At 71.3% G+C, this 19,547-nt stretch carries 21 protein-coding genes; 9 read left to right on the top strand and 12 right to left on the bottom strand.

Features of this window, described 5'->3' with window-relative positions; genetic code table 11:
• The first annotated feature begins 82 nt into the window (after positions 1–82).
• Positions 83–382 carry an integration host factor subunit alpha gene (locus GRI72_RS09625; RefSeq protein ID WP_202389054.1) on the top strand — a complete coding sequence of 100 codons (300 nt, stop codon included), beginning with the start codon at positions 83–85 and terminating at the stop codon, positions 380–382.
• Between the two features lie 4 nt (positions 383–386).
• The gene (locus GRI72_RS09620; protein WP_160733719.1) at positions 387–761 is read left to right on the top strand and encodes a MerR family transcriptional regulator; all 375 of its coding nucleotides are present in this window, start codon (positions 387–389) and stop codon (positions 759–761) included.
• Between the two features lie 27 nt (positions 762–788).
• On the opposite strand, the gene GRI72_RS09615 is transcribed toward GRI72_RS09620, so the two are convergent.
• Positions 789–1,241, bottom strand: coding sequence for an Lrp/AsnC family transcriptional regulator (locus tag GRI72_RS09615; RefSeq protein WP_160733718.1), 453 nt, complete (start codon positions 1,239–1,241; stop codon positions 789–791).
• Between the two features lie 72 nt (positions 1,242–1,313).
• Here GRI72_RS09615 and GRI72_RS09610 point away from each other — a divergent pair, with 72 nt between their 5' ends.
• Positions 1,314–1,916: a LysE family translocator gene (locus tag GRI72_RS09610; RefSeq protein WP_160733717.1), complete on the top strand. Its 603-nt coding sequence runs from the start codon at positions 1,314–1,316 to the stop codon at positions 1,914–1,916.
• Between the two features lie 12 nt (positions 1,917–1,928).
• Here GRI72_RS09610 and GRI72_RS09605 read toward each other — a convergent pair whose 3' ends face one another.
• The 4 genes from GRI72_RS09605 to GRI72_RS09590 form a co-directional block, all read right to left on the bottom strand.
• Complete coding sequence (locus GRI72_RS09605) at positions 1,929–5,348, bottom strand: chromosome segregation SMC family protein (RefSeq protein WP_160733716.1); 3,420 nt, start codon at positions 5,346–5,348, stop codon at positions 1,929–1,931.
• Between the two features lie 34 nt (positions 5,349–5,382).
• Positions 5,383–6,132: a thioredoxin domain-containing protein gene (locus GRI72_RS09600; protein ID WP_160733715.1), complete on the bottom strand. Its 750-nt coding sequence runs from the start codon at positions 6,130–6,132 to the stop codon at positions 5,383–5,385.
• A gap of 118 nt (positions 6,133–6,250) precedes the next feature.
• Positions 6,251–6,928: a thioredoxin domain-containing protein gene (locus GRI72_RS09595; RefSeq protein WP_160733714.1), complete on the bottom strand. Its 678-nt coding sequence runs from the start codon at positions 6,926–6,928 to the stop codon at positions 6,251–6,253.
• Positions 6,925–7,461: a DUF721 domain-containing protein gene (locus tag GRI72_RS09590; RefSeq protein ID WP_237487040.1), complete on the bottom strand. Its 537-nt coding sequence runs from the start codon at positions 7,459–7,461 to the stop codon at positions 6,925–6,927. The genes GRI72_RS09595 and GRI72_RS09590 overlap by 4 nt, the downstream gene beginning before the upstream one ends.
• A 29-nt stretch (positions 7,462–7,490) precedes the next feature.
• Here GRI72_RS09590 and GRI72_RS09585 point away from each other — a divergent pair, with 29 nt between their 5' ends.
• Positions 7,491–8,534, top strand: a complete 1,044-nt coding sequence (locus GRI72_RS09585) for an NUDIX domain-containing protein (RefSeq protein ID WP_160733712.1) — start codon at positions 7,491–7,493, stop codon at positions 8,532–8,534.
• Between the two features lie 212 nt (positions 8,535–8,746).
• Here GRI72_RS09585 and GRI72_RS09580 read toward each other — a convergent pair whose 3' ends face one another.
• Positions 8,747–8,968, bottom strand: a complete 222-nt coding sequence (locus tag GRI72_RS09580) for a hypothetical protein (protein ID WP_160733711.1) — start codon at positions 8,966–8,968, stop codon at positions 8,747–8,749.
• Between the two features lie 104 nt (positions 8,969–9,072).
• Here GRI72_RS09580 and GRI72_RS09575 point away from each other — a divergent pair, with 104 nt between their 5' ends.
• The 3 genes from GRI72_RS09575 to GRI72_RS09565 are packed head-to-tail and all read left to right on the top strand — an operon-like array spanning position 9,073 to position 11,985.
• On the top strand, positions 9,073–10,392 hold the full coding sequence (locus GRI72_RS09575) for a serine hydrolase domain-containing protein (protein ID WP_160733710.1): 1,320 nt from the start codon (positions 9,073–9,075) through the stop codon (positions 10,390–10,392).
• A 10-nt stretch (positions 10,393–10,402) separates the two neighbouring features.
• Positions 10,403–11,320 (top strand): NAD(+) diphosphatase, encoded by a 918-nt coding sequence (gene nudC / locus GRI72_RS09570; protein ID WP_419880244.1) that lies wholly within the window; start codon positions 10,403–10,405, stop codon positions 11,318–11,320.
• Positions 11,317–11,985, top strand: a complete 669-nt coding sequence (locus GRI72_RS09565) for a DsbA family oxidoreductase (protein WP_237487037.1) — start codon at positions 11,317–11,319, stop codon at positions 11,983–11,985. Before nudC ends, GRI72_RS09565 begins: the two co-directional genes overlap by 4 nt.
• Positions 11,986–12,007: 22 nt before the next feature.
• On the opposite strand, the gene GRI72_RS09560 is transcribed toward GRI72_RS09565, so the two are convergent.
• The 4 genes from GRI72_RS09560 to mgtE all read right to left on the bottom strand — a co-directional run bounded on the left by GRI72_RS09560 (position 12,008) and on the right by mgtE (position 16,133).
• On the bottom strand, positions 12,008–12,253 hold the full coding sequence (locus GRI72_RS09560) for a hypothetical protein (protein ID WP_160733708.1): 246 nt from the start codon (positions 12,251–12,253) through the stop codon (positions 12,008–12,010).
• An 81-nt stretch (positions 12,254–12,334) separates the two neighbouring features.
• Entirely contained in the window at positions 12,335–14,104 is a 1,770-nt protein-coding gene (locus GRI72_RS09555) for a methyl-accepting chemotaxis protein (RefSeq protein ID WP_160733707.1), read from the bottom strand.
• A gap of 145 nt (positions 14,105–14,249) precedes the next feature.
• Positions 14,250–14,642 (bottom strand): DUF1489 family protein, encoded by a 393-nt coding sequence (locus GRI72_RS09550; protein ID WP_160733706.1) that lies wholly within the window; start codon positions 14,640–14,642, stop codon positions 14,250–14,252.
• 42 nt (positions 14,643–14,684) lie between these two features.
• Entirely contained in the window at positions 14,685–16,133 is a 1,449-nt protein-coding gene (mgtE, locus tag GRI72_RS09545; RefSeq protein WP_160733705.1) for a magnesium transporter, read from the bottom strand.
• A gap of 107 nt (positions 16,134–16,240) precedes the next feature.
• Here mgtE and GRI72_RS09540 point away from each other — a divergent pair, with 107 nt between their 5' ends.
• Positions 16,241–16,705, top strand: a complete 465-nt coding sequence (locus tag GRI72_RS09540) for a peptidylprolyl isomerase (RefSeq protein WP_160733704.1) — start codon at positions 16,241–16,243, stop codon at positions 16,703–16,705.
• 5 nt (positions 16,706–16,710) lie between these two features.
• Entirely contained in the window at positions 16,711–17,664 is a 954-nt protein-coding gene (locus GRI72_RS09535; RefSeq protein WP_160733703.1) for a Tle-like phospholipase domain-containing protein, read from the top strand.
• Positions 17,665–17,736: 72 nt separating this feature from the next.
• Here GRI72_RS09535 and GRI72_RS09530 read toward each other — a convergent pair whose 3' ends face one another.
• Together GRI72_RS09530 and GRI72_RS09525 are read right to left on the bottom strand one after the other, a co-directional pair.
• A complete protein-coding gene (locus GRI72_RS09530) occupies positions 17,737–18,627 on the bottom strand; it encodes a LysR substrate-binding domain-containing protein (RefSeq protein ID WP_160733702.1) in 891 nt (296 codons plus the stop codon).
• Positions 18,627–19,544: a hemolysin family protein gene (locus GRI72_RS09525; protein WP_160733701.1), complete on the bottom strand. Its 918-nt coding sequence runs from the start codon at positions 19,542–19,544 to the stop codon at positions 18,627–18,629. Before GRI72_RS09525 ends, GRI72_RS09530 begins: the two co-directional genes overlap by 1 nt.
• Positions 19,545–19,547: the final 3 nt, after the last annotated feature.

Below are 19,547 nucleotides of genomic sequence, written 5' to 3'. Positions count from 1 at the left end.
CCTGCAACACGTTGCGAAGGCGCGATATCATCGTTAGGGCGCGCAGAGTCCGAAATCGGGTCGCGATGGAGGAGAATGCCGCATGATGCGTTCGGTGGGCACGCTGACACGCGCCGATCTCGCGGAAACGATCAATCGCAAGATGGGATTGTCGCGCGCAGAGTCGCTCGATCTCGTCGAATCGATCCTCGCGCACATGTGCGGGGCGATGGCCGATGGCGAAAACGTGAAGATTTCGGGCTTTGGCAGCTTCGTGCTACGCGACAAGAAGGAACGGATCGGGCGCAACCCCAAGACGGGGGTGGAAGTGCCGATCACGCCGCGGCGCGTGATCACATTCCGCGCAAGCCAGCTCCTCAAGGACAGGATCGCGAAAGGCTGAAACGATGGCGGCGGAATTCGACGATGGCAAGGATGCGGGCGCGCTCAGGACCATCGGCGAGGTCGGCCAGGCGCTGGGCATAAAGCCGCACGTCCTGCGATATTGGGAACAGCAGTTTCCCATGCTCCGCCCGCTCAAGCGCAGCGGGGGGCGCCGCTATTACCGGCCGGAAGACGTCGCGCTGGTCGAACGGATCGACCGGCTGGTCAACCGCGAAGGCTATACGCTGAAAGGCGCGCTGGCCGCGCTGAAGGGTGGCGATCGCGAGGCGGCTGGCAAGGCCCCGCCCGCCCGGGGCGAAACCGCGCCGCCGCCGGCCGAACTGGCCGCGCGCCTGCGCGCCGTGCGCGACGACCTGGCCGCGGCCCTGTCGGACTGACCGCCGGCCGCCCCGCGCGCGCCCGGTTCAGGCGCGCAAGTCCTTGGGCGAACCCATGACGACATAGGACGTGATCGACTGGACCTGCTCGACGGTTCCCAGCGTCTCGGTGTGGAACCGCTTGTAGGCCGCGAGATCGGCCGCCTCGACGCGGAGGAAATATTCCACCGCGCCGGCGACGTTGTGGCATTCCTTCACTTCCGGGGCCGCGGCCATCTTGCGCTCGAAATCCTCCTGCGCGGCCTTGGTATGGCGGTTCAGCCCGACCGCGACGATCGCGGTGAAGCCGATGCCGAGCTTGCGCGGATCGAGCACCGCGCGATAGCCGCGGATCACGCCCGACTGCTCGAGCTCCTGGACCCGCCGCAGGCAGGCGGAAGGCGACAGGCCGACCCGCGCGGCCAGCTCGATATTGCTGATTCGCCCGTCCTGCGACAGCTCGTGCAATATCCGTTCGTTGATGCGGTCCATCTTCGGCATATGTTGCATATCGTCGGGCCGGCGGCGGATATTTGCAACCCCGTGCGGCGGGGAATCGAATATTCCTGGACCATGTCCAGCGATCTTCTCCTCGCCCTCGTCGCCTTTGCCTTCGCCGCCTCGATCACCCCGGGGCCGAACAACCTGATGGTCATGGCGTCGGGCGCCAATTTCGGCCTGCGCCGGACGGTGCCCCACCTCGCCGGGATCCTGGTCGGCTTCGTGGTCATGGTGGTGCTGGTCGGCCTCGGCCTGTCGCGCGTGTTCGAGGCCTGGCCCGCGGTGCGCCAGGCGCTGGTGGCGGCGAGCGCGCTCTACCTCGCCTGGCTGGCGTGGAAGATCGCCACCGCCGCGCCGCCGGCGGAGGGGGAGCAGGCGGGGCAGCCGATCACCTTCCTCCAGGCGGCGCTGTTCCAGTGGGTCAATCCCAAGGCGTGGATGATGGCGCTGACCGCGGTGACGCTCTACGCCGCCGACCGCTCGATGGCGGCGGTCGCGCTGGTCGCGCTGGTGTTCGGCGCGGTCAACGTGCCGTGCGTTTCGGCCTGGGCCGTCCTCGGCCGCCAGGCGCGCCGCTGGCTGGCGACCGGCGCGCGGCTGCGGCTGTTCAACCGCGCGATGGCCGTGTTCCTGCTCGCATCGCTGGCCCCCGCGATCGCGGGCGAGCTTGCCTGAGCGCGCCCGCGCTCACTCCGCCGCCAGCAGTTCTTCCGCCGCGCCTAGATCCACGCTGACGAGGCGGCTGACGCCCTTTTCGATCATTGTCACCCCGAACAGGCGGTGCATCCGGCTCATCGTCACGGCGTTGTGGGTGACGATCAGGTAACGGGTGTCGGTCTCGCGCACCATGGCGTCGAGCAGGTCGCAGAAGCGGTCGATATTGGCATCGTCGAGCGGGGCATCGACTTCGTCGAGCACGCAGATCGGTGCGGGATTGGTCAGGAACAGGGCGAAGATCAGCGCGATCGCGGTCAGCGCCTGTTCGCCGCCCGAAAGCAGGGTCAGCGATTGCAGCCGCTTGCCCGGCGGCTGGGCGAAGATTTCCAGCCCGGCTTCCAGCGGGTCGTCGCTGTCGACCAGCGCGAGGTGCGCCTGCCCCCCTTCGAACAGGCGGGTGAACAGGCGCCGGAAATGGGTATCGACCTGCTCGAAGGCGGTGCGCAGCCGTTCGCGCCCCTCGCGGTTGAGGTTGCCGATCGAACCGCGCAGGCGGGCGACCGCCTCGGCCAGCTCGGCCTGTTCGGCCGCGCTGTTGCCGTGTTCTTCCTCGATCTTCGCCAGTTCCTCGGCCGCGACGAGGTTGACCGGGCCGATCCGCTCGCGGCTGGCGGTCAGGCGTTCGAGCGCCTCGGCCTCGGCCGGCGAATCGCCGACATCGTCCTCGTCGAAGTCGAACCGGCCGGCGAGCAGGGGCGGCGGGCACTGGAAACGCTCGCCCGACAGGCGCGCCATCTCGCCGCGGCGGGCTTCCTCGTTCTCCGCCCGGGCGGCCAGGGCGGCGCGGTTCTCGCGCGCGGCGGCGAGCGCCTCGTTCGCTTCGGCAAAGGCGCGGTCGGCGGCTTCGGCCGCTTCCTGCGCCGTGGCCACGGCCGATTCCGCCGCCGCCAGCGCCTTCCCCAGCCGTTCGCGCACGACATCGCCCTGTTCGATCTCGCGCATAAGCCCTTCGGGTCTGGCCGCGGTAACGGCGCGTTCCTGGGCGATCTCCTCGAACCGCTGCTCCATGCCCGAAAGGCGCTGCGCCGCCTCGCCCGCGCGCGCCTGCCAGCCGGCCATGTCGCTGCGCTGGGCGGCGGTTCGTTCGCGTGCGACCGCCAGGGACTGGTCGTGCGCGGCGAGTTCGGCCGCGGCGGCCTGCTGGGCGGAGCGGGCGGCCTCGTTCTTCGCCTGGGCCGCCTCCAGCGTGGCCCGGCCGGTCGCCGGGTCGGGCAGGGCGTCCTTGCGCTCCTGTGCGCCGGCCAGCTCGGCGGCTGCCTGGGCGCGCTGTTCGGCCAGTTCGCCGGCGGCTTCCTCCAGCTCGGCGCGCCGCGCGGCGAGCCGCTCGCGCTCCCCTTCCGCCTGGTCGAGTGCGCGCAAGGCCTGCCGCTCGCGCTCGCCCGCCTCGGCGATTTCGCGCTCGGCGGCGACGAGTTCGCGCTGGAGCGTGGCCAGCTCGTCCTGCGCCGCGGCTTGCGCGGCTTCGGCCTTTTCGACCGCGGCGCGCAAGCCGGGGAGCTGGCTTTCCAGCTCGGCGAAGCGGTTCTCAGCCTCCAGCCGGGCGGCTTCGGCGGCCCCTTCGCCGCGCGCGACGAACCCGTCCCAGCGGCGCAAGTGGCCGGCCGTGGTCACCAGCCATTCGCCCGGGCCCAGCGCGCGGCCGTCGTCGGCCTCGGCGACATGGACCAGCGCGAGGCGGGCGGCCAGTTCGGGCGGGCAATCGGGAACGTGGCGCGCGAGGGTGCCCGCCACCGGGTCGGGGGGCGCGCCGCCGGTCCAGAAGCGGCCGTCGCCTTCCGCCTCCCCCAGCGGGGCCCGGGCATCGCGCCCGAGCACTGCCGCCAGCGCCCGTTCGTAGCCGCGGGCCGCGCGCACCTTGTCGAGCGCGGCCGGCCGTCCCTTGCGCCCGGCGGTCTGGCGCTCGCGCGCTTCGCGGTCGCGCTTGAGCGCGGTCCATTCGCGCTCCGTCCCCGCCAGCTCCGCCCGGGCGGAGGCAAGCGCGCTCGCCGCCTCGTCGCGCGCGCCCTGAAGGCTCTCTTTCCGCGCACGCCGCTCGTCGAGCGCCGCGCGGAGGGCGGCCAGTTCCTGCCCGGCGCGTTCCGCCGCCGCGCGCGCGTTTTCCACTGCGGCTTCCGGATCGCCTGCCTCGGCCAGCGCGGCGCGCGCCGCCTCCTGCCGCCGGGCCTCCCCGTCGAGCCGATCGAGCCGTCCGCGCGCCTGTTCGATCGCCGCCTCGGCCACGCGCCACTCGGCCTCCACCCCGGCGTGGTCGGCGGTCGCGCGCGCCAGCGCGAGTTCGGCCGCGCGCCCTGCGCTTTCGCTGTCCTCCAGCCGGCGGGCGAGCGCGGGGCGCGCTTCCTCCGCCCCGGCCAGGGCTGTCTCGTTGGCGGCCAGTTCCTTCTCCAGCCGGGCGAGCGCCTCGGCCGCGTCGCGCGTCAGGCGGTCGGCATCGGCCCGGTCTTCCTCCAGCCGCGCCTTCTGCCGGTCGAGGTCGGCCAGCCGCTGCTCGGCCGCTTCCAGCTGGCTGGCGAGCGCGGCCATGCGGTGCCCGTGGGCGGAGGCGTCGTCGCGCCGGTCGGCCAGTTCGTCGCGCGCCTCGGCCAGCGTGCGGGCGGCGGCATGTTGCGCCTTCTGCGCCGCATCGCTCGCCGCCTGGGCCTCGGCCACGCGCGTCTCTGCGGCCCGGGCCTCGCCGCGCGCCGCCTCCGCCGCGGCGGCGGCATCGCGCCAGCGCGCGAAGAGCAGGCGCGCCTCCGCCACGCGGATCTCGTCCGAAAGGCGGGTATAGCGCTCCGCCTGCCGGGCCTGCCGGCGCAGCGACGCGATCTGCGAATCGAGCCCCGCCATCAGGTCTTCCAGCCGGGCGAGGTTTGCCTCGGTCTGGCGCAGCTTGCTTTCCGCGTCGCGGCGGCGGACGTGGAGCCCGGCAATGCCGGCCGCTTCCTCCAGCATCATGCGCCGCTCGGCCGGCTTGGCCGCGATCACCTGGGCGATCTTGCCCTGGCTGACCAGCGCCGGGCTGTGCGCCCCGGTGGCCGCGTCGGCGAAAGTCAGCGCGACATCCTTGGCCCGCACATCCTTGCCGTTGACGCGATAGGCGCTGCCTGCGCCGCGTTCGATCCGGCGCATGACCTCGAAATCGCTGCCGTCGTCGGCTTCTGCCTGGAGAGAGACTTCGGCGAAGTCGCGCGGCGGGCGGCTGGCGGTGCCGGCGAAGATCACGTCTTCCATCCCGCCCGAACGCATCGATCGGGGCGAGTTCTCGCCCATGACCCAGCGGATCGCCTCGAGCAGGTTGGACTTGCCGCAGCCGTTGGGGCCGACGACGCCGGTCAGGCCGGGCTCGATGGTCAGGGTCGCAGGCTCGACGAAGCTCTTGAAACCGCTGAGCCGGAGCCGCCTGATCTGCATCGCCGTTCCCTTGCTCCCCCTCCCGCGCGGCGGCTTACCTCGCGCCGGCGTTCTGCAGCATGGGTTCCAGCGTCGCCCAGCTCTGCGTGCCGACGTTGCGGCCGTTGATGATGAAGGTCGGCGTCCCGGTCACGTTCAGTTCCTGCGACTGGGTGTCGGAATTGGTCACGATCGCCTCCACCGAATCGGCATCGGACAGGCACTGGCGCGCCTGGTCGCGGCTGACCCCGCGGGCGGCGAAGAAATCGAGGAACCCGGCGGCTTCGGCGACCGCCACGAAGCGCTGGTCTTCCGGCTGCTGCATCGCCGCGTCGAGCGCCTGCGGATCGGCCTGCGCCCCTTCCATCAGGCTGGGCAGGTTGAGCCAGACCTGTTCGGACAGCGGGTGATAGCTTTCCGGCGCGCCGCACCGCACGAGGCGGGCGAGGGTGAGGTCGAAGGCGTTGTGGATCTGGTTGCGCAATTCGTAGCTGACGCGGCCGGTGGCGACGTATTCTTCCTTCAGCGGCTCGATCCCGGTGGCCGCGAAATTGGCGCAGGCGCCGCAAGTGAGCGAGCCGTATTCGATCAGCTTGATCGGCGCGTCGGGGTTGCCCATCAGGTAGCCGTCGGCCTCGGTCACGGTGACCGTGTCGACCCATTCGGTGCCTTCGGGCGGGGCCACGTTCTCGACCGGCTCGCCTTCGGGCGCTTCCCCGTCGGCCGGCTGCGATCCGCACGCGGCAAGGCCGAGCGCGAGCGGCGCGGTGAACGAGGCGAGGGCGATCTGGCGAAGCGTGGTCATGGCAATCCTGGTCCTTTGGGCCTGGTCCTGGGCGGAATTGAACGAAGCTATACCAAGCGGGGGCGGGATTGAAGCGGGCCGGGCCCCTTTCCACAGGTTCCCGGCATCGCGCGCGCGGCTAGAAACGGGCCGCGAGCTGGGGGGACAGCATCGACCAGTCGTGCGTGCCGGCCAGGGTCACCCCGTCCACCACGAAACTGGGCGTGCCGTGCACGTCGTGCTTCAGCGCCGCAGCCTGGCTGCTGGCGATCAGCGCCCGGGCGGCCGCGTCGTCGGCCAGGCAGCGATCGATCTCGACCCGCGAATAGCCTCGGCTTTCCATCAGCTTGTAGAAGCCCAGGTCGGAAGCGATCGCGCGCCGGCGCGAAGGCTGGCTGCCGCTCTGCCAGCGGGCGCGCTGGGCATCGGTCGCGCCGACGTAGCGATCGAGCCATTCGCCCTGCTTGTGCATGATCAGCGTGTGGTTGCGCATGAATTTCGACGGGGCTCCGCACCCGGCCAGCATCGTCGCCACGAGGTCGGCCGAATTGCGGATCATCGGCTGGACTTCGAGCTCGACCCGCCCCGGGCCGACATAGGCGAGCTGGAGCGCGGGATCGCCCTCGGTCGCGAAGCGCGCGCAGGCCGGGCAGGTATAGCTGACGAAGGCGATCATGTGGATCTTGGCATCGGGGTTGCCGATCCGGTGCGCGCCGTCTTCTTCCACCACGCGGGTGTTCCAGTTGCCCGCATTGCCCAGCGCCAGCAGGGCGGCGGCCGCGACCATGCCCGAACGGGCGAGGCGTGAAAGCTTCATGATTCCTCTTCCTCCTTGCCGCCCAGGCTGCGGGCGAGCGATTCGAGCACGGTCCGCAGCTCCGGGTCGCCGATGTCGCGCAGGCTGTCGCCCAGTTCCATCGGGATCGGCTTGAGCGAAGGCGGCGCCTTGGCCCGCTCGTGGCCACGCGGCGGCCTGACCTCCCCCTGCCGCAGCTTGACCCGCGATACCGCCTTGTAGCCGAAGAAACGGTTCACCCGCTCCATGATCTCGGGGATCACGTGCTGGATCAGCGGGGCATGGGCCGGCAGGACCACGAGTTGCAGGATCCCTTCCGCTTTCTCCCCCGGGGGAAACCGGATCGCTTCCGGCATGCACACGCGGGCGTGCTGCTCCCCGACGATTTCGGGCCAGCGGGTGACCACGCTCGACTGGACGAACCCGAAGCGGCGGAAGGCGGTGCGGCCGATCTGCGGCATGAGGTCCGCGATCTGGCGCGCGGGTCCGCCCCGCGGCCGTTCGTAAGTGCGCGGCCTGGCGCGCGAGGTTGCTGGCTTGCCGTCCCGTTCCATTGCGCCCATGCCCATGCCATAGGCGGGGCGTGACTGCCAGCGGGGAGAGATCGGAAACGGACGTGGCGAGCCTCCTGCTCGCCTGGTACGACCGCCATGCTCGCGCGCTCCCCTGGCGCGCCCCGCCGGGCGAGCCGCCGCCGGCACCCTATCGCGTGTGGCTGTCCGAAGTGATGCTGCAGCAGACGACGGTCGCCGCGGTAAAGCCCTATTTCGCCGAATTCACCCGCCGCTGGCCGACCGTGGAGGCGCTCGCCGATGCGCCGGAGGAGGAGGTCATGGCCGCCTGGGCGGGGCTGGGCTATTACTCGCGGGCGCGCAACCTGGTGAAATGCGCCCGCGCCGTCGCCGAACGGGGCGGCTTTCCCGATACCGAGGCGGGCCTGCGCGCCCTGCCGGGGATCGGCGACTATACCGCGGCGGCGATCGCCGCGATCGCCTTCGGCCGGCGCGCGGTGGTGGTCGATGCCAATGTCGAGCGGGTGGTCGCCCGGCTCTTCGCGGTGGAGGAGGCCCTGCCCGGCGCGCGCAAGGCGATCCGCGCGGCGACCGGGGCAATCGCGCCCGCGGCGCGGGCCGGCGATTTCGCGCAGGCGATGATGGATCTCGGCGCCGGTGTCTGCACCGCGCGCGAGCCCCGCTGCCCGCTCTGCCCGCTGGCGGCGCTATGTGCCGGCCGGCGCACCGGCGATCCGGCGCGCTTTCCGCGCAAGGCACCGAAGAAGGCGAAGCCTGCGCGCACCGGCACGGCCTGGTGGATCGAGCGCGACGGACACGTCTGGCTGGTGCGCCGGCCGGGCCGGGGCATGCTCGGCGGGATGCGCGCGCTGCCCGATGACGGCTGGTCCGCGCGGGCCAGCGGCGACGGCACACCGCCGGTGGCGGGCGCGTGGCGTCCGGCGGGCGCGGTGCGCCACGGCTTCACCCATTTCGATCTCGAGCTGCAGGTCATGGTGCTGGAAGGCGGCGCGCCGCCGCCGGGGGAGGGGGAATGGTGGCCGCTCGACGCGCTGGACGCGGCGGGCCTGCCGACCCTCTTCGCCAAGGCCGCGCGCCGCGCCAGAGCGGGCTGAGCGGCGCTTTTCCGGAGCAGGGCGGGGCAGGCGATCGCGCGCGACCGCAAGGCCTCGTGCCGGAAAAACTCAACCGTGGTTGAGGGTTCTCGGCGGGAAATACATCAATCTCACTTGAAGTTTCACTTGGCGCCAGAGCTCACTTGGCGCCAGAGCCGCGTTCCCGGGCGCGCGCGCGCACCGCCGCGATCGCGAACGGCCGGACGGCCCGGTCAGATAATGCCGCCGCCCAGCATCAGGCGGATCACCGCTATGGCGAAGACGATCAGGCAGAAATTGCGCCCGCCGTTGGACGAAGAGAGCGCGCCCACCCCGATGCCGACCACGACGATCGGCAGGGCGAACCAGTTGCCCCAGCCGAGCAGGGGGATCGTGGAGGGGATCACGATCACGAGCGCGACGATCCCGAAGAGGATGGAAAGCAGGTTCAGCATGTGTCCTATATTGGCAATACAGCGCGGTGCCGCAAGGGGCAATTGACCGTTCAGGCGCGATGCCGCACACCGGCGGGCAACCGATTGCGAAAAGGGACCGTTCGATGGGATCGAGGACGATCGAGACTGCGGCGCTGTCGCGGCGTGCGCTGCTGCGGGGCGGGGCGATGCTGGGCGCGGGCGCGACGCTGGCCGGCCTGCCGTTCGGGCGCGCCGCCCTGGCCCATGCCGGGCACTGGCCGTCGGTCATCGCGCTGGCGGAAGAGCACGTATCCGCCCGCAAGGTGGCGAACATGGTCGCCGTGCTCGGCTGGCAGCAGCGCGCGCCCGACGTGATCGCGCGCGGCACGCTGGCGATCGGCCAGGCGGCGCCGGCGGGGATCGACAGCCTTTACCGGATCTATTCGATGACCAAGCCGATCACCGGCATGGCGGCGATGGCGCTGATCGAGGACGACCGGCTGGCCCTCGACCAGCCGCTGGCGGAGATCCTGCCCGCTTTTGCCGACATGAAGGTGCAGAAGACCTACGACGGGTCGATCACCGACCTCGAACCGGCCGAACGGCCGATCACGATCCGCCACCTGCTCACCCATACCGCCGGGCTCGGCTACTCGATCGTCCAGAAAGGGCCGATCAGGGCCGCTTACGAGCGCGCGGGCGCGGTTCCCGGGCAGGTGACCCGGCTGCCGCTGGGCGCGGTCTTCGGCCGGGGCGAGCCGGCCGCGAGCCTCGAAGCCTTCGCCGACAACCTCGCCCGCCTGCCGCTGGTCGCGCAGCCGGGCACGCGCTGGAGCTACTCGGTCTCGCTCGACCTGCTCGGCCGCGTGATCGAGGTCGTCGCGGGCAAGCCCTTCGACGTGTTCCTGAAGGAACGCCTGTTCGATCCGCTGGGGATGACGAGCACCTGGTTCCGCGTGCCGCCGGGCGAAGCGGGGCGGCTGACGACCAACTACGGCGTGATGAACGGGCGCCTCGTGCCGCTCGACCCGGCGCGCGTCTCGGTCTTCCTCGATGCGCCTGCCTTCCCCTTCGGCGGGGCCGGGCTGGTCTCGAGCCCGCGCGATTACGACCGGTTCCTGCAGATGCTGGTCGGATATGGCCAGGTCGGCGGCAAGCGCGTGCTGAGCGAGGCGGCGGTGCGGCTCGGCACCTCGAACCTCCTGCCCGACGGGGTCAGCACCCGCGGCACGTTCGCCGACGGGTCGGGCTTTGGCGCCGGCGGGCGCGTCGGGCTGGGCGACCAGGCGGGCACGTTCGGCTGGGGCGGGGCCGCGGGCACGGTCGCCTTCGCCGACTTGCGCCGGGGCCTGCGCGCCGCGCTGTTCACGCAGTACATGCCGTCGGAAGCCTATCCGATCCACGGCGCCTTCCCCGCTGCGGTGGTGAAGGACCTCGCGGCCATGGCGACGGCCCAGGGATGAGGGCGCAGGGGTGAGGGTTCAGGCGGCAGACAAGGTGCTGGCCTTCACCGGCTGCGCGCTCGACCGGGCGGACAACGTGCGTGCCGACCGGGAGGCGCTGGCCGGCCACATGAACTGGCGCGCGCGGCTCCTCGCGCTCGACGGGATGATGCCCGCGCTGGACGGAGACGGGCGGCTCGCCTGGGGCACGCTGGCCGATGCGCCCGAGGATGCGGAGCTGGTCTTCCTCGGCTTCGACCGGGGGGAAGGCGGGGGCACGGGCCGCGCCTGCTTCGCCGCCGTGCCGCCGCAGGGCGATCCGCGCCCGCGCATGGCGAACCCGCAGCTGTGGAACCTGATGGCCGCGCTCTCGCCCGAGGACCTGGCGCTCTACGGCGGCGCGCGCAGCCTGGTCGACTGGCACGCGCGGCACCGGTTCTGCCCGGCCTGCGGCGGGCCGACGCGGATCGCCAAGGGCGGCTGGCAGCGCGACTGCGTGGCGGACAGCGGCGGCTGCGGCGCCCCGCAGTTCCCGCGGACCGACCCGGTCACGATCATGCTGGTCGAACATTCCGGGCGGCTGATGCTGGGCCGCGGGCTGGGCTGGCCGGAGGGACGCTATTCGGCGCTGGCCGGGTTCGTCGAGCCGGGCGAGAGCATCGAGGAGGCCGTGGCGCGCGAAGTGCTGGAGGAATCGGGGGTGCGCGTGCGCGACGTGACTTATATCGCCAGCCAGCCCTGGCCTTTTCCCAGCCAGCTGATGATCGGTTGCCACGCCCATGCCGACGACGACGCGGTGACGATCGACGAGACCGAGCTGGCCGACGTGCGCTGGTTCACGCGCGAACAGGTCGCCGCGGCGCTCGACGGGGCGGCCGACGCGCCCTTCGGCGCGCCGCCGCCGCACGCGATCGCGCATCATCTCCTCGAATGGTGGATTTCCCGATGAAGACGCTGACGATCGATATCTGGTCCGATGTCATGTGCCCGTGGTGCCTGGTCGGCTGGGGCAACCTGCGCCAGGCGCTGGACCGGCTCGACGGCGAGATTGCCGCCGAGATCCGCTGGCGCCCGTTCGAGCTCAACCCCGACATGCCGCCCGGGGGCGAGGAACAGGAAGCGCACTTGCGTCGCAAGTACGGGCGCAGCGCGGCCGAGGGGCAGGCCGTGCGCGAGCAGATGCGCGCGATGGCGCAGGAGGCCGGCGTCTCGCTCGAGTGGCAGGGGGACGGGGAACCGCCCCCGGCGATGATGTGGAACACCTATGCCGCGCACCGCCTGCTCGCCTGGGCGCTCGACAGCGCCGGGCCGGAACGCCAGGGCGCGCTCAAGCTCGCGCTGTTCGCCGCGCACTTCCATCACCGCCGGCCGATCGGCGACGAGGACGTCCTGCTCGACGTGGCGGAGGAAGCCGGGTTCGACCGCGCGGCCGCCCGCGCCGCGCTGGACGACGCGGCACTGGCCGCGCGGGTGCGCGCGGAACAGCGCCAGGCGCTCGACCTCAACATCACCGGGGTGCCGGCGATGGTGATCGCGGGCAAGTTCCTGGTCCCCGGCGCGCAGCCGGTGGACAGTTACGTCAACGCGCTGCGCCGGGTGGCGGCGAAGGCCTGAGCGCGCGCCGCGCCGGCCCGCGTCAGCTCTCGCGGTCCTGCTGGATCGCGGCCCGCGTCTTCGGGCCCTTCTTCGCGTCTTCGCCCGGGTTGTCCGAGCCGACGACCGGCTCGCGGTTCTCGGGATCGGTCGCGCGGGCTTCCTCGCCCCGCTTGCCGACCCGGCGATTGACCTCGCCCCCGGCGGAGCTTTGCTGCGAGGGGGTTTCGCCCTCGGTCAGTTCGTCGATCAGGTCGTTGTCGGGATGGCGCGACTGGCGCTCGGTCATGGTCGATCTCCTTCTTGCCCCGCCAGCGGCGGGGGCTCCTGTTACCCCACCAACGGCGGGGGGCGCCCCGGCGTTCCGGGATCAGGCGCGGCGCACGTAGGCGAGGAAATCGTCGACCTGCGCGCGCAGCCGCTCCGCCTGGCGGTGCAGGTCGCCGGCGGCGGCGAGCATCTGTTCGGCCGAGCGGTCGGTCGTGCGGACCATGCCGCGCACGCGGTCGAGGCTGACCCGGATCGAATCGGTGCCGCTGGCGGCGAGGTCGAGGCTGTGCGCCAGGTCGCGGCTGGCGATCCCCTGTTCCTCCACCGACCGGGCGATCGCGCTGGCATTGCCTTCCACGTTGCGGACATGTTCGCCGATCTCGCGCAGGGCGCCGATATTGGCGGTGCTCGCCTGCTGCACCGCGGATACCTGGCCGGCGATCTCGCCGGTCGATTCGCGAGTCCGCCGGGCGAGGTCCTTGATCTCGTTGGCGACCACCGCGAAGCCCGCGCCGACCTGGCCTGCGCGGCTCGCCTCGATCGTGGCGTTGAGCGCTAGGATATTGGTCTGTTCGGCGATCGAATCGATCAGGCTGACGATCTCGCCGATCTGCGTCGCGGCCTGCGACAGCTCGCCGGTCGTCGCATCGACCGCGTCGACCGATCCGAGCGAGTGGCGCGCGCGTTCGGCCGAGCCGGCGGCCTGTTCGCCGATCTCGCGGATCGAGGCGGCGAACTGCTCGCCCGTCGCGGCCGCCATCGCGACCCCGCGGCTGACCTCCTCCATCGAACCGGCCACGCCATCGACGTGGCTCGCCGCCTGTTCGGCGGAGCGGGCCATTTCGCCGGCCGCGCCCTCGAGCTGTTTCGAGGCGGCGGCGATCCCGCCGACGACTTCGCCCACCGTGCGTTCGAACCGGCTCGCGAGATCGCGCAGCACCTCGGCCTGGCGGTCGCGCGCGGCGAGCTTCTCTTCCGACCGGCGGGCCGATTCCTCCTGCAGCGCGGCGAGTTCGCGCGCGTCCTCGCGGAAGACGACCAGCGCGCGGGCCATTTCGCCGATCTCGTCGCCGCGGGTCGTGCCCGGGATCGGCACCGTCTGGTCGCCCGCGGCCAGCCCGCTCATCGAGGCGGTGAACTCGCGGATCGCCCCGGCCACCTGGCGCACCAGGAAACGGGCGGCGAGAAGCGCGGCGACGACGCAGGCCGCGATCAGCACGATCACCGCCCCGGTCAGCGTGCGGTTGAGGTCGGCCAGGCGGGCATGGGCCTCGCGCGTGCGCCGCGCCAGCGTGCTTTCGACCTCGCGCGCCTGGCCGGCCAGCAATTCGCCGCTGACGTCGATCGCCGCGGCGAGCCCGACCGCGCTGTCCGACGGGCCATAGGCGGCGATCGAGCTTTCCAGCGCGTCGAGCTCCGCCTCGAACCCGTCGACCTGGACATCGAGCCAGGAAATCGCCTCGATCGCCTCGGCGCCGATGTCCCCCGCGCCGTCGCGCGTCTCGGTCAGGCGCTGGCGCGCGTTGGCCAAGGTCTGCCGCGCGCGGGCGATCTCCTCCGGCGCGCCGGTCACGGCATAGCGGGCGGAGTGATAGCGGCTTTCGGCGATCGCCGTGGTCAGCTCGGACGCGGCGAGCGAGCCGCGGGCATAGACGGAGGCGGCGTGGTTGCTCGCGGTCAGCTGGTAGAAGGCGGCGCCGAGGACGAGGCCGAGCGCGACCAGCAGGGCGACGAAGAACATCGCGAAGAGGCGAATGCGCCCGGCGATCGTGGCGGTCGCGCGTTCCCACGCCCCGCGCAAGGCGGTCGCCAGCTGCGAGGGCCGGGAAACGGCGGTGTCGGAGGCCCAGAGGCCTGGGGTCTTGAGCAAGGCGGGCGGTCCTGGTTCTGCGGCCCGGTTCGGGCAACCGGCTGCGGCGCCATGGCCGCCCATCTTTGCCGCAGTGTGACGCCGGCGTTAACCATTCGGTCACGCCTGGCCCGTCCGGCGCGCCAGGCGGCCCGGGGGAACCCGGTTACACGAGGCCCAGGCGGATCAGCTTGTTCATCATCTTGCCGGGCAGGACGTCGCCGTGGTCCTCCCCCTCGGGCAGGTCGCGCGGGGCATCTTCGTCGGCCAGGTAGCGCCAGCCCTGGTGCGCCCGCTTCGGCCGCGGCTCGACCCGGACCAGCCGCGGCGCGAGGCGGATCGTCCAGCGCCCGTCGTCGCGCTTCTCGAAGCCGAGGATCTCGCTGCGCGCGACGAGCGCGTGGTCCATGATCCAGTAGAGCGATCCGCCGACCATCTCCTCGTGCCGCTTGGGCAGGTAACGGGTCGTCATGTGCGCTTCCGGCCCCTTCTCCACCCAGGCGCGCAGGGTGTCGAGGTTCTTCGAGCGGAAGGCGATCTTGGTCATGTGCAGCGGCATGGGCCGTGCGATATGGGCGCTGGGGCCGCCCGGCTCAAGCCGTCATCCGGCGACCCCGCTGGCGACCGCGAGGCCGAGGAAGGCGAGGAAGCCGATCGAATCGGTGATCATCGTGACGAAGACCGAGCTGGCGACGGCCGGGTCCTGCCGCAGCCGTTCGAACATCACCGGGACCAGGACCCCGGCCAGCCCGGCCACCGCGACGTTGACCACCATGGCCGCCGCGATCACCGCCCCCAGCGGGGGGCCGAAGATCGCCGCCGTGGCCGCGCCGAGGACGAGCGCGACGGTGGCGCCGTTGAGCAGGGCGACGCGCATCTCGCGCCACAATATCCGCCCGGTATTGGCGCGGGTGAGCTGGTTGATCGCGATCGCGCGGACGGTGACGGCCATCGTCTGGGTCCCGGCATTGCCGCCGATGCTGGCGACGATCGGCATCAGCACTGCCAGCGCGACGAGTTCCTCGATCGCGGCGCCGAACATGGCGATGATGAAGCTGGCGACGAGCGCCGTGCCGAGGTTCGCGATCAGCCAGCGCACGCGCGCGGTATAGGCGTCGCGGATCGGTTCGTTGATGTCGCCTTCGCCGGCGCCCGAGAGCAGGAGCACGTCCTCGCCCGCTTCTTCGGAGATGATGTGGACCACGTCGTCCACCGTCATCTGGCCGACCAGGCGCCCGCTGGCATCGACCACCGCGGCCGAGATCAGCGCGTATTTCTGGAACATCAGCGCGACTTCTTCCTGGTCCATCGTGACCGGGATCAGCGTCTGGTCGCGCTTCATCACGTCGGTCAGCGCGACCGAGCGCGGGGTCCGCAGGATCCAGCTGAGCATGCAGGTGCCGACCGGGTGGTGGGCATGGTCGACGACGAAGATTTCCCAGAAATCGTTCGCCAGGTTGCCTTCCTCGCGCAGGAAATCGATCAGGTCGCCCACGGTCATGTGCTCGGGCACGGCCACGAAATCGCGGCTCATCAGGCGCCCGGCGGTTTCTTCCGGGTAGGCGAGCGCGCTCTCGATCGCCGCGCGGTCCTCGGCGTCGAGCGCGTCGAGCACGGCGCGCTGTTCGGCCGGCTCGAGATCCTCGATCAGCTGGACCGCGTCGTCGGTCTCCAGCTGTTCGGCAATGGCGGCGACCGCGCCCGGGGGCAGGGCCTCCATCATGTCGTCGCGGACGTAGTCGTTGAGCTCGGCGATCACGTCCGAGCTGACGAGGTCGGCGATCGCGGCGGCCAGTTCGCGCCGCTCGTCGCGTTCGAGCAGCTCGAGCAGGTCGGCGATGTCGGCCGGGTGGAGCGGTTCGACGAGGTCGTGGGCGGCCCCGTCATCGCCGCGTTCCAGCGCGTCGCGCACGGCCCGCACGAAGTCGGGTTTCAGCCGGTTTTCCTCGTCGTGGCGCTCGTCGTCGACCCGGTCGTCGGGGTGCGCGCCATCCTCCGCCGGCAGCGGATCGGCCAGAATGGTCTCGTCCTCGCGCGTGTCCTGCGGCATCGGCCTTGCTCTACGGCCCGGGCAGGCAAAAGCAAGCGCGCGCCGGGGTGACATTGCGCGCCAGCGGCCTATACCGGCGCTGAATTCGAACAGGAGACAGTTTCGCCATGACCGATCAGACGCTTACCTTCACGCTCGACACCGGCGACGGGGAGGGCGGCGATGTCGTGATCAAGCTGCGCCCCGACCTGGCACCGGGACATGTCGAACGCATTACCGAGCTGGCGAAGGAAGGGTTCTACGACGGGGTCGTGTTCCACCGCGTGATCCCCGGCTTCATGGCGCAGGGCGGCGATCCGACCGGCACCGGCATGGGCGGCAGCGACCGGCCCGACCTGAAGGCGGAGTTCAACAGCGAACCGCACGTGCGCGGAACCTGCTCGATGGCGCGGACCCAGGTGCCCGACAGCGCGAACAGCCAGTTCTTCATCTGCTTCGACGATGCCCATTTCCTCGACGGGCAATATACCGTCTGGGGCCAGGTCGAGAGCGGGATGGAACACGTCGATGCCCTGCCCAAGGGCGAGCCGCCGCGCGCGCCGGGCAAGATCGTCAAGGCCACGGTGAGCTGACCGCGGTGGCCCGTTTCCTGCGGGCCCTGGTGGCCGTGGGCGCGGCGGCGATGCTGCCCGCCTGCGCCACCGACCTGACGCAGGCCCGCGCGCCCTGCGTCTACGAGCCGGGCGGCTGGTGCGGCTTCACCCGCGCCATGGCGGAAGAAAGCTGGGCCTATGCCCAGCTCGCCAACAACAGCTACAAGGACGACGAGGAATTTCCCCGGCCCCCCGCCGGGTTCCGGCAGGCCGGCCCCGCGCACGAGGGGGAGGCCGGATATGCCTATGTCGTCTACGACCGGTTCGGCCCCGAAGACGACCCCGAAGACGGCCCTGAAGACGGCGGGCACGGCGGGGACGCCGGGGGGCAGCGCACCCTGGTCGAGCGGGTGATCGCCTTCCGCGGGACCGAGATGGACAGCTTCGACGACTGGGTCTTCGGCAATATCCGCGCCCAGCACAACGATCGCGGCTGGGACACTTATGCCGAACAGCGCAAGACGCTCGACGCGCAAGGGCTGGACGCGGTGCCGATCACGCTGACCGGCCATTCGCTGGGCGGGGCGATCGCCACTTACGTCGCCCTGCGCGAAGAGCGGGCGCGATCCTACGCCTTCAATCCTTCCCCGCGCTTTTCCGCGCCCGAGACGCCGGCGGGCAACCGGCGGCTGGCGGTTGCCGAGCGGGGGGAGGCGCTGCGCGGCTTGCCGACGGGCAGCGCGATGTTCCTGCAGGACATGCTGGTCGTGAACTGCCGCCCGCGCGGCGCGCCGTGGAAAGACCACTCGGTCCGCAAGCTGGCCGAATGCCTGACCTGGATCGCCGCCTATGGCGACCCGGACGCCCTGGCCTCGCTGGACGCGAACGCGATTGCCAAGCCGGCGGTCGAATGCGGCCCGCCGGGCAAGGGCCACCCGGGGGTGGACCCGCCGCCGCAGGGCGTCTGCCGGCACAAGCGGCGGATCGACGAGGACTGAGGCAGCCAGCGGCCCGCCGGCCGCCTTTGTGCAGGGCCGGCCTGCGCGCAGGAAGCCGGCCGGCCGAGGGGCCTAGAGCTCGGCCTTGACCAGCCAGTCGTGGAACAGGCGCACCGGGCGTTCTTCCAGCGCGGCGGGCTTGCACACGAACCAGTAGCTGTACGGGCTTTCGACTTCGGCCCCGAAGAGGTTGGTCAGCCGCCGGTCGGTCGCGCGGCGATAGTGATCGTCGTGCATGATCGCGATGCCCAGCCCCTGGGCCGCCGCCTCGAGGATCAGCTGGCCCGAATCGTAATGGTCGATCGCCGCCGGCTCGAGGTCGTCGAGGTCGAGCGCGCGCTTCCACGCCTCGAAGCTCGCCGGCAGCTCGGTGTGGACGAGGAAGGTCTGCTTCGCCAGCCGTTCGATATCGGGCTCCGCCCCCAGGGTATCGGCCAGTTCCTGGCGGCAGATCGCGTGGACCCGGTTGTAGTCGAGCCGCACCGCGTGGAGCGAACGGTCCGGCCCGCGCGAGAGGATGATCGCCGCGTCGAGCGTGTCGCCCACGCGCGTTTCGAGATGGGGCCCGGTGTCGATGTCGATATGCAGCCGCGGGTGCAGTTCGCGCAGCTCGGTCAGCCGCGGGAACAGCCGCTGGGTGCCGAACAGCGGCAGCACGCCGAGGTGCAGGCGCAGGAGCGAGAGGTTTTCCGACTGCCCTTCGACCGCGCGGGCCAGCGCCTCGAAATGGGGGCTGACCGCCTCGTAGAACTGATGCCCTTCGTCGGTCAGCTGCATCGCCTGGCGGGCGCGGGTGAACAGCTTCTTGCCGACGAATTCCTCCAGGTTGCCGATCCTGCGCGAGAGGGCCGAGGGGCTGAGGCCGATTTCCTCGGCCGCCGCGCGCGCGGAGCCCAGGCGCACCGTGCGCATGAAGGCTTCCAGCGCGCGCAGTGGCGGCAGGCGGCGGATGGGCTTGGGCATCAGGCTTCGACCGGCATGTCTTCGGGCGGGTGCAGGCGCAGGCGCGTGACATGGGTGGCGTCGCCCGCGGTCACCTCGATCCGCCAGCCGCTGGGATGGCTGACGACCGTCCCCACCGGCGGCACCTGTTCGGCGAGGATGAAGGTCAGCCCGCCCAGGGTATCGACCGATTCCTCGACTTCGGCGAGGCGCGGATCGACCTGTTTGGCCACGTCCTCCAGCTCGGCCCGGGCGTCGCAGTCCCACATGCCTTCGCCGATCGGCACGATCCACTGTTCGGGCGTCTCGTCGTGCTCGTCCTCGATCTCGCCGACGATTTCCTCGACCAGGTCCTCGATCGTGATGATCCCGTCGGTGCCCGAAAACTCGTCCACCACCACCGCGAGGTGGGTGCGCTGCGCGCGCATGTCGGCCAGGACGTCGAGCGCGCCGCGCGCCTGGGGCACGTAGAGCGGCTGGCGCATCAGCACGGTCCAGTCGTCTGGCGGGGGCTTGCCCTGCGCGAGATAGGGGAAGACGTCCTTGATGTGGATCATCCCGATCACGTCGTCGAGCGTGTCGCGATAGACCGGCATGCGCGAATGGCCGTTCTCGGAAAAGGTCGCGACCAGCGCGTCCCAGCCGATCGTCGCCTCGACCGCGACGATTTCCCCCCGCGGCACGGCCATGTCGTCGGCATCGTGTTCGCTGAAGTGCAGGATGTTGCGCAGCATCTGGCGTTCGACGAGCGACAGGTCGCCATCGGTGCGGGTATCGTCCCCCCCGTTGGCGGTTTCCTCGTCCTCGTGCTCGTCGATCGCCTCTTCCAGCTGCGCACGCAGCGAACGGTCGCCCTCGCTATCGAAGAACCTGCGGATCGCGAGCCACAGCCCGCTTCTACTGTCCACATCTCCGGCTGAATTTTCGGAATCGGGCATGGC

It is taken from the genome of Pelagerythrobacter marinus (assembly GCF_009827515.1).
GTDB lineage: Bacteria > Pseudomonadota > Alphaproteobacteria > Sphingomonadales > Sphingomonadaceae > Pelagerythrobacter > Pelagerythrobacter marinus.
The sequence above is the reverse complement of the archived record's forward strand: the minus strand, read 5'-3'. Positions and strand labels throughout refer to the sequence as shown.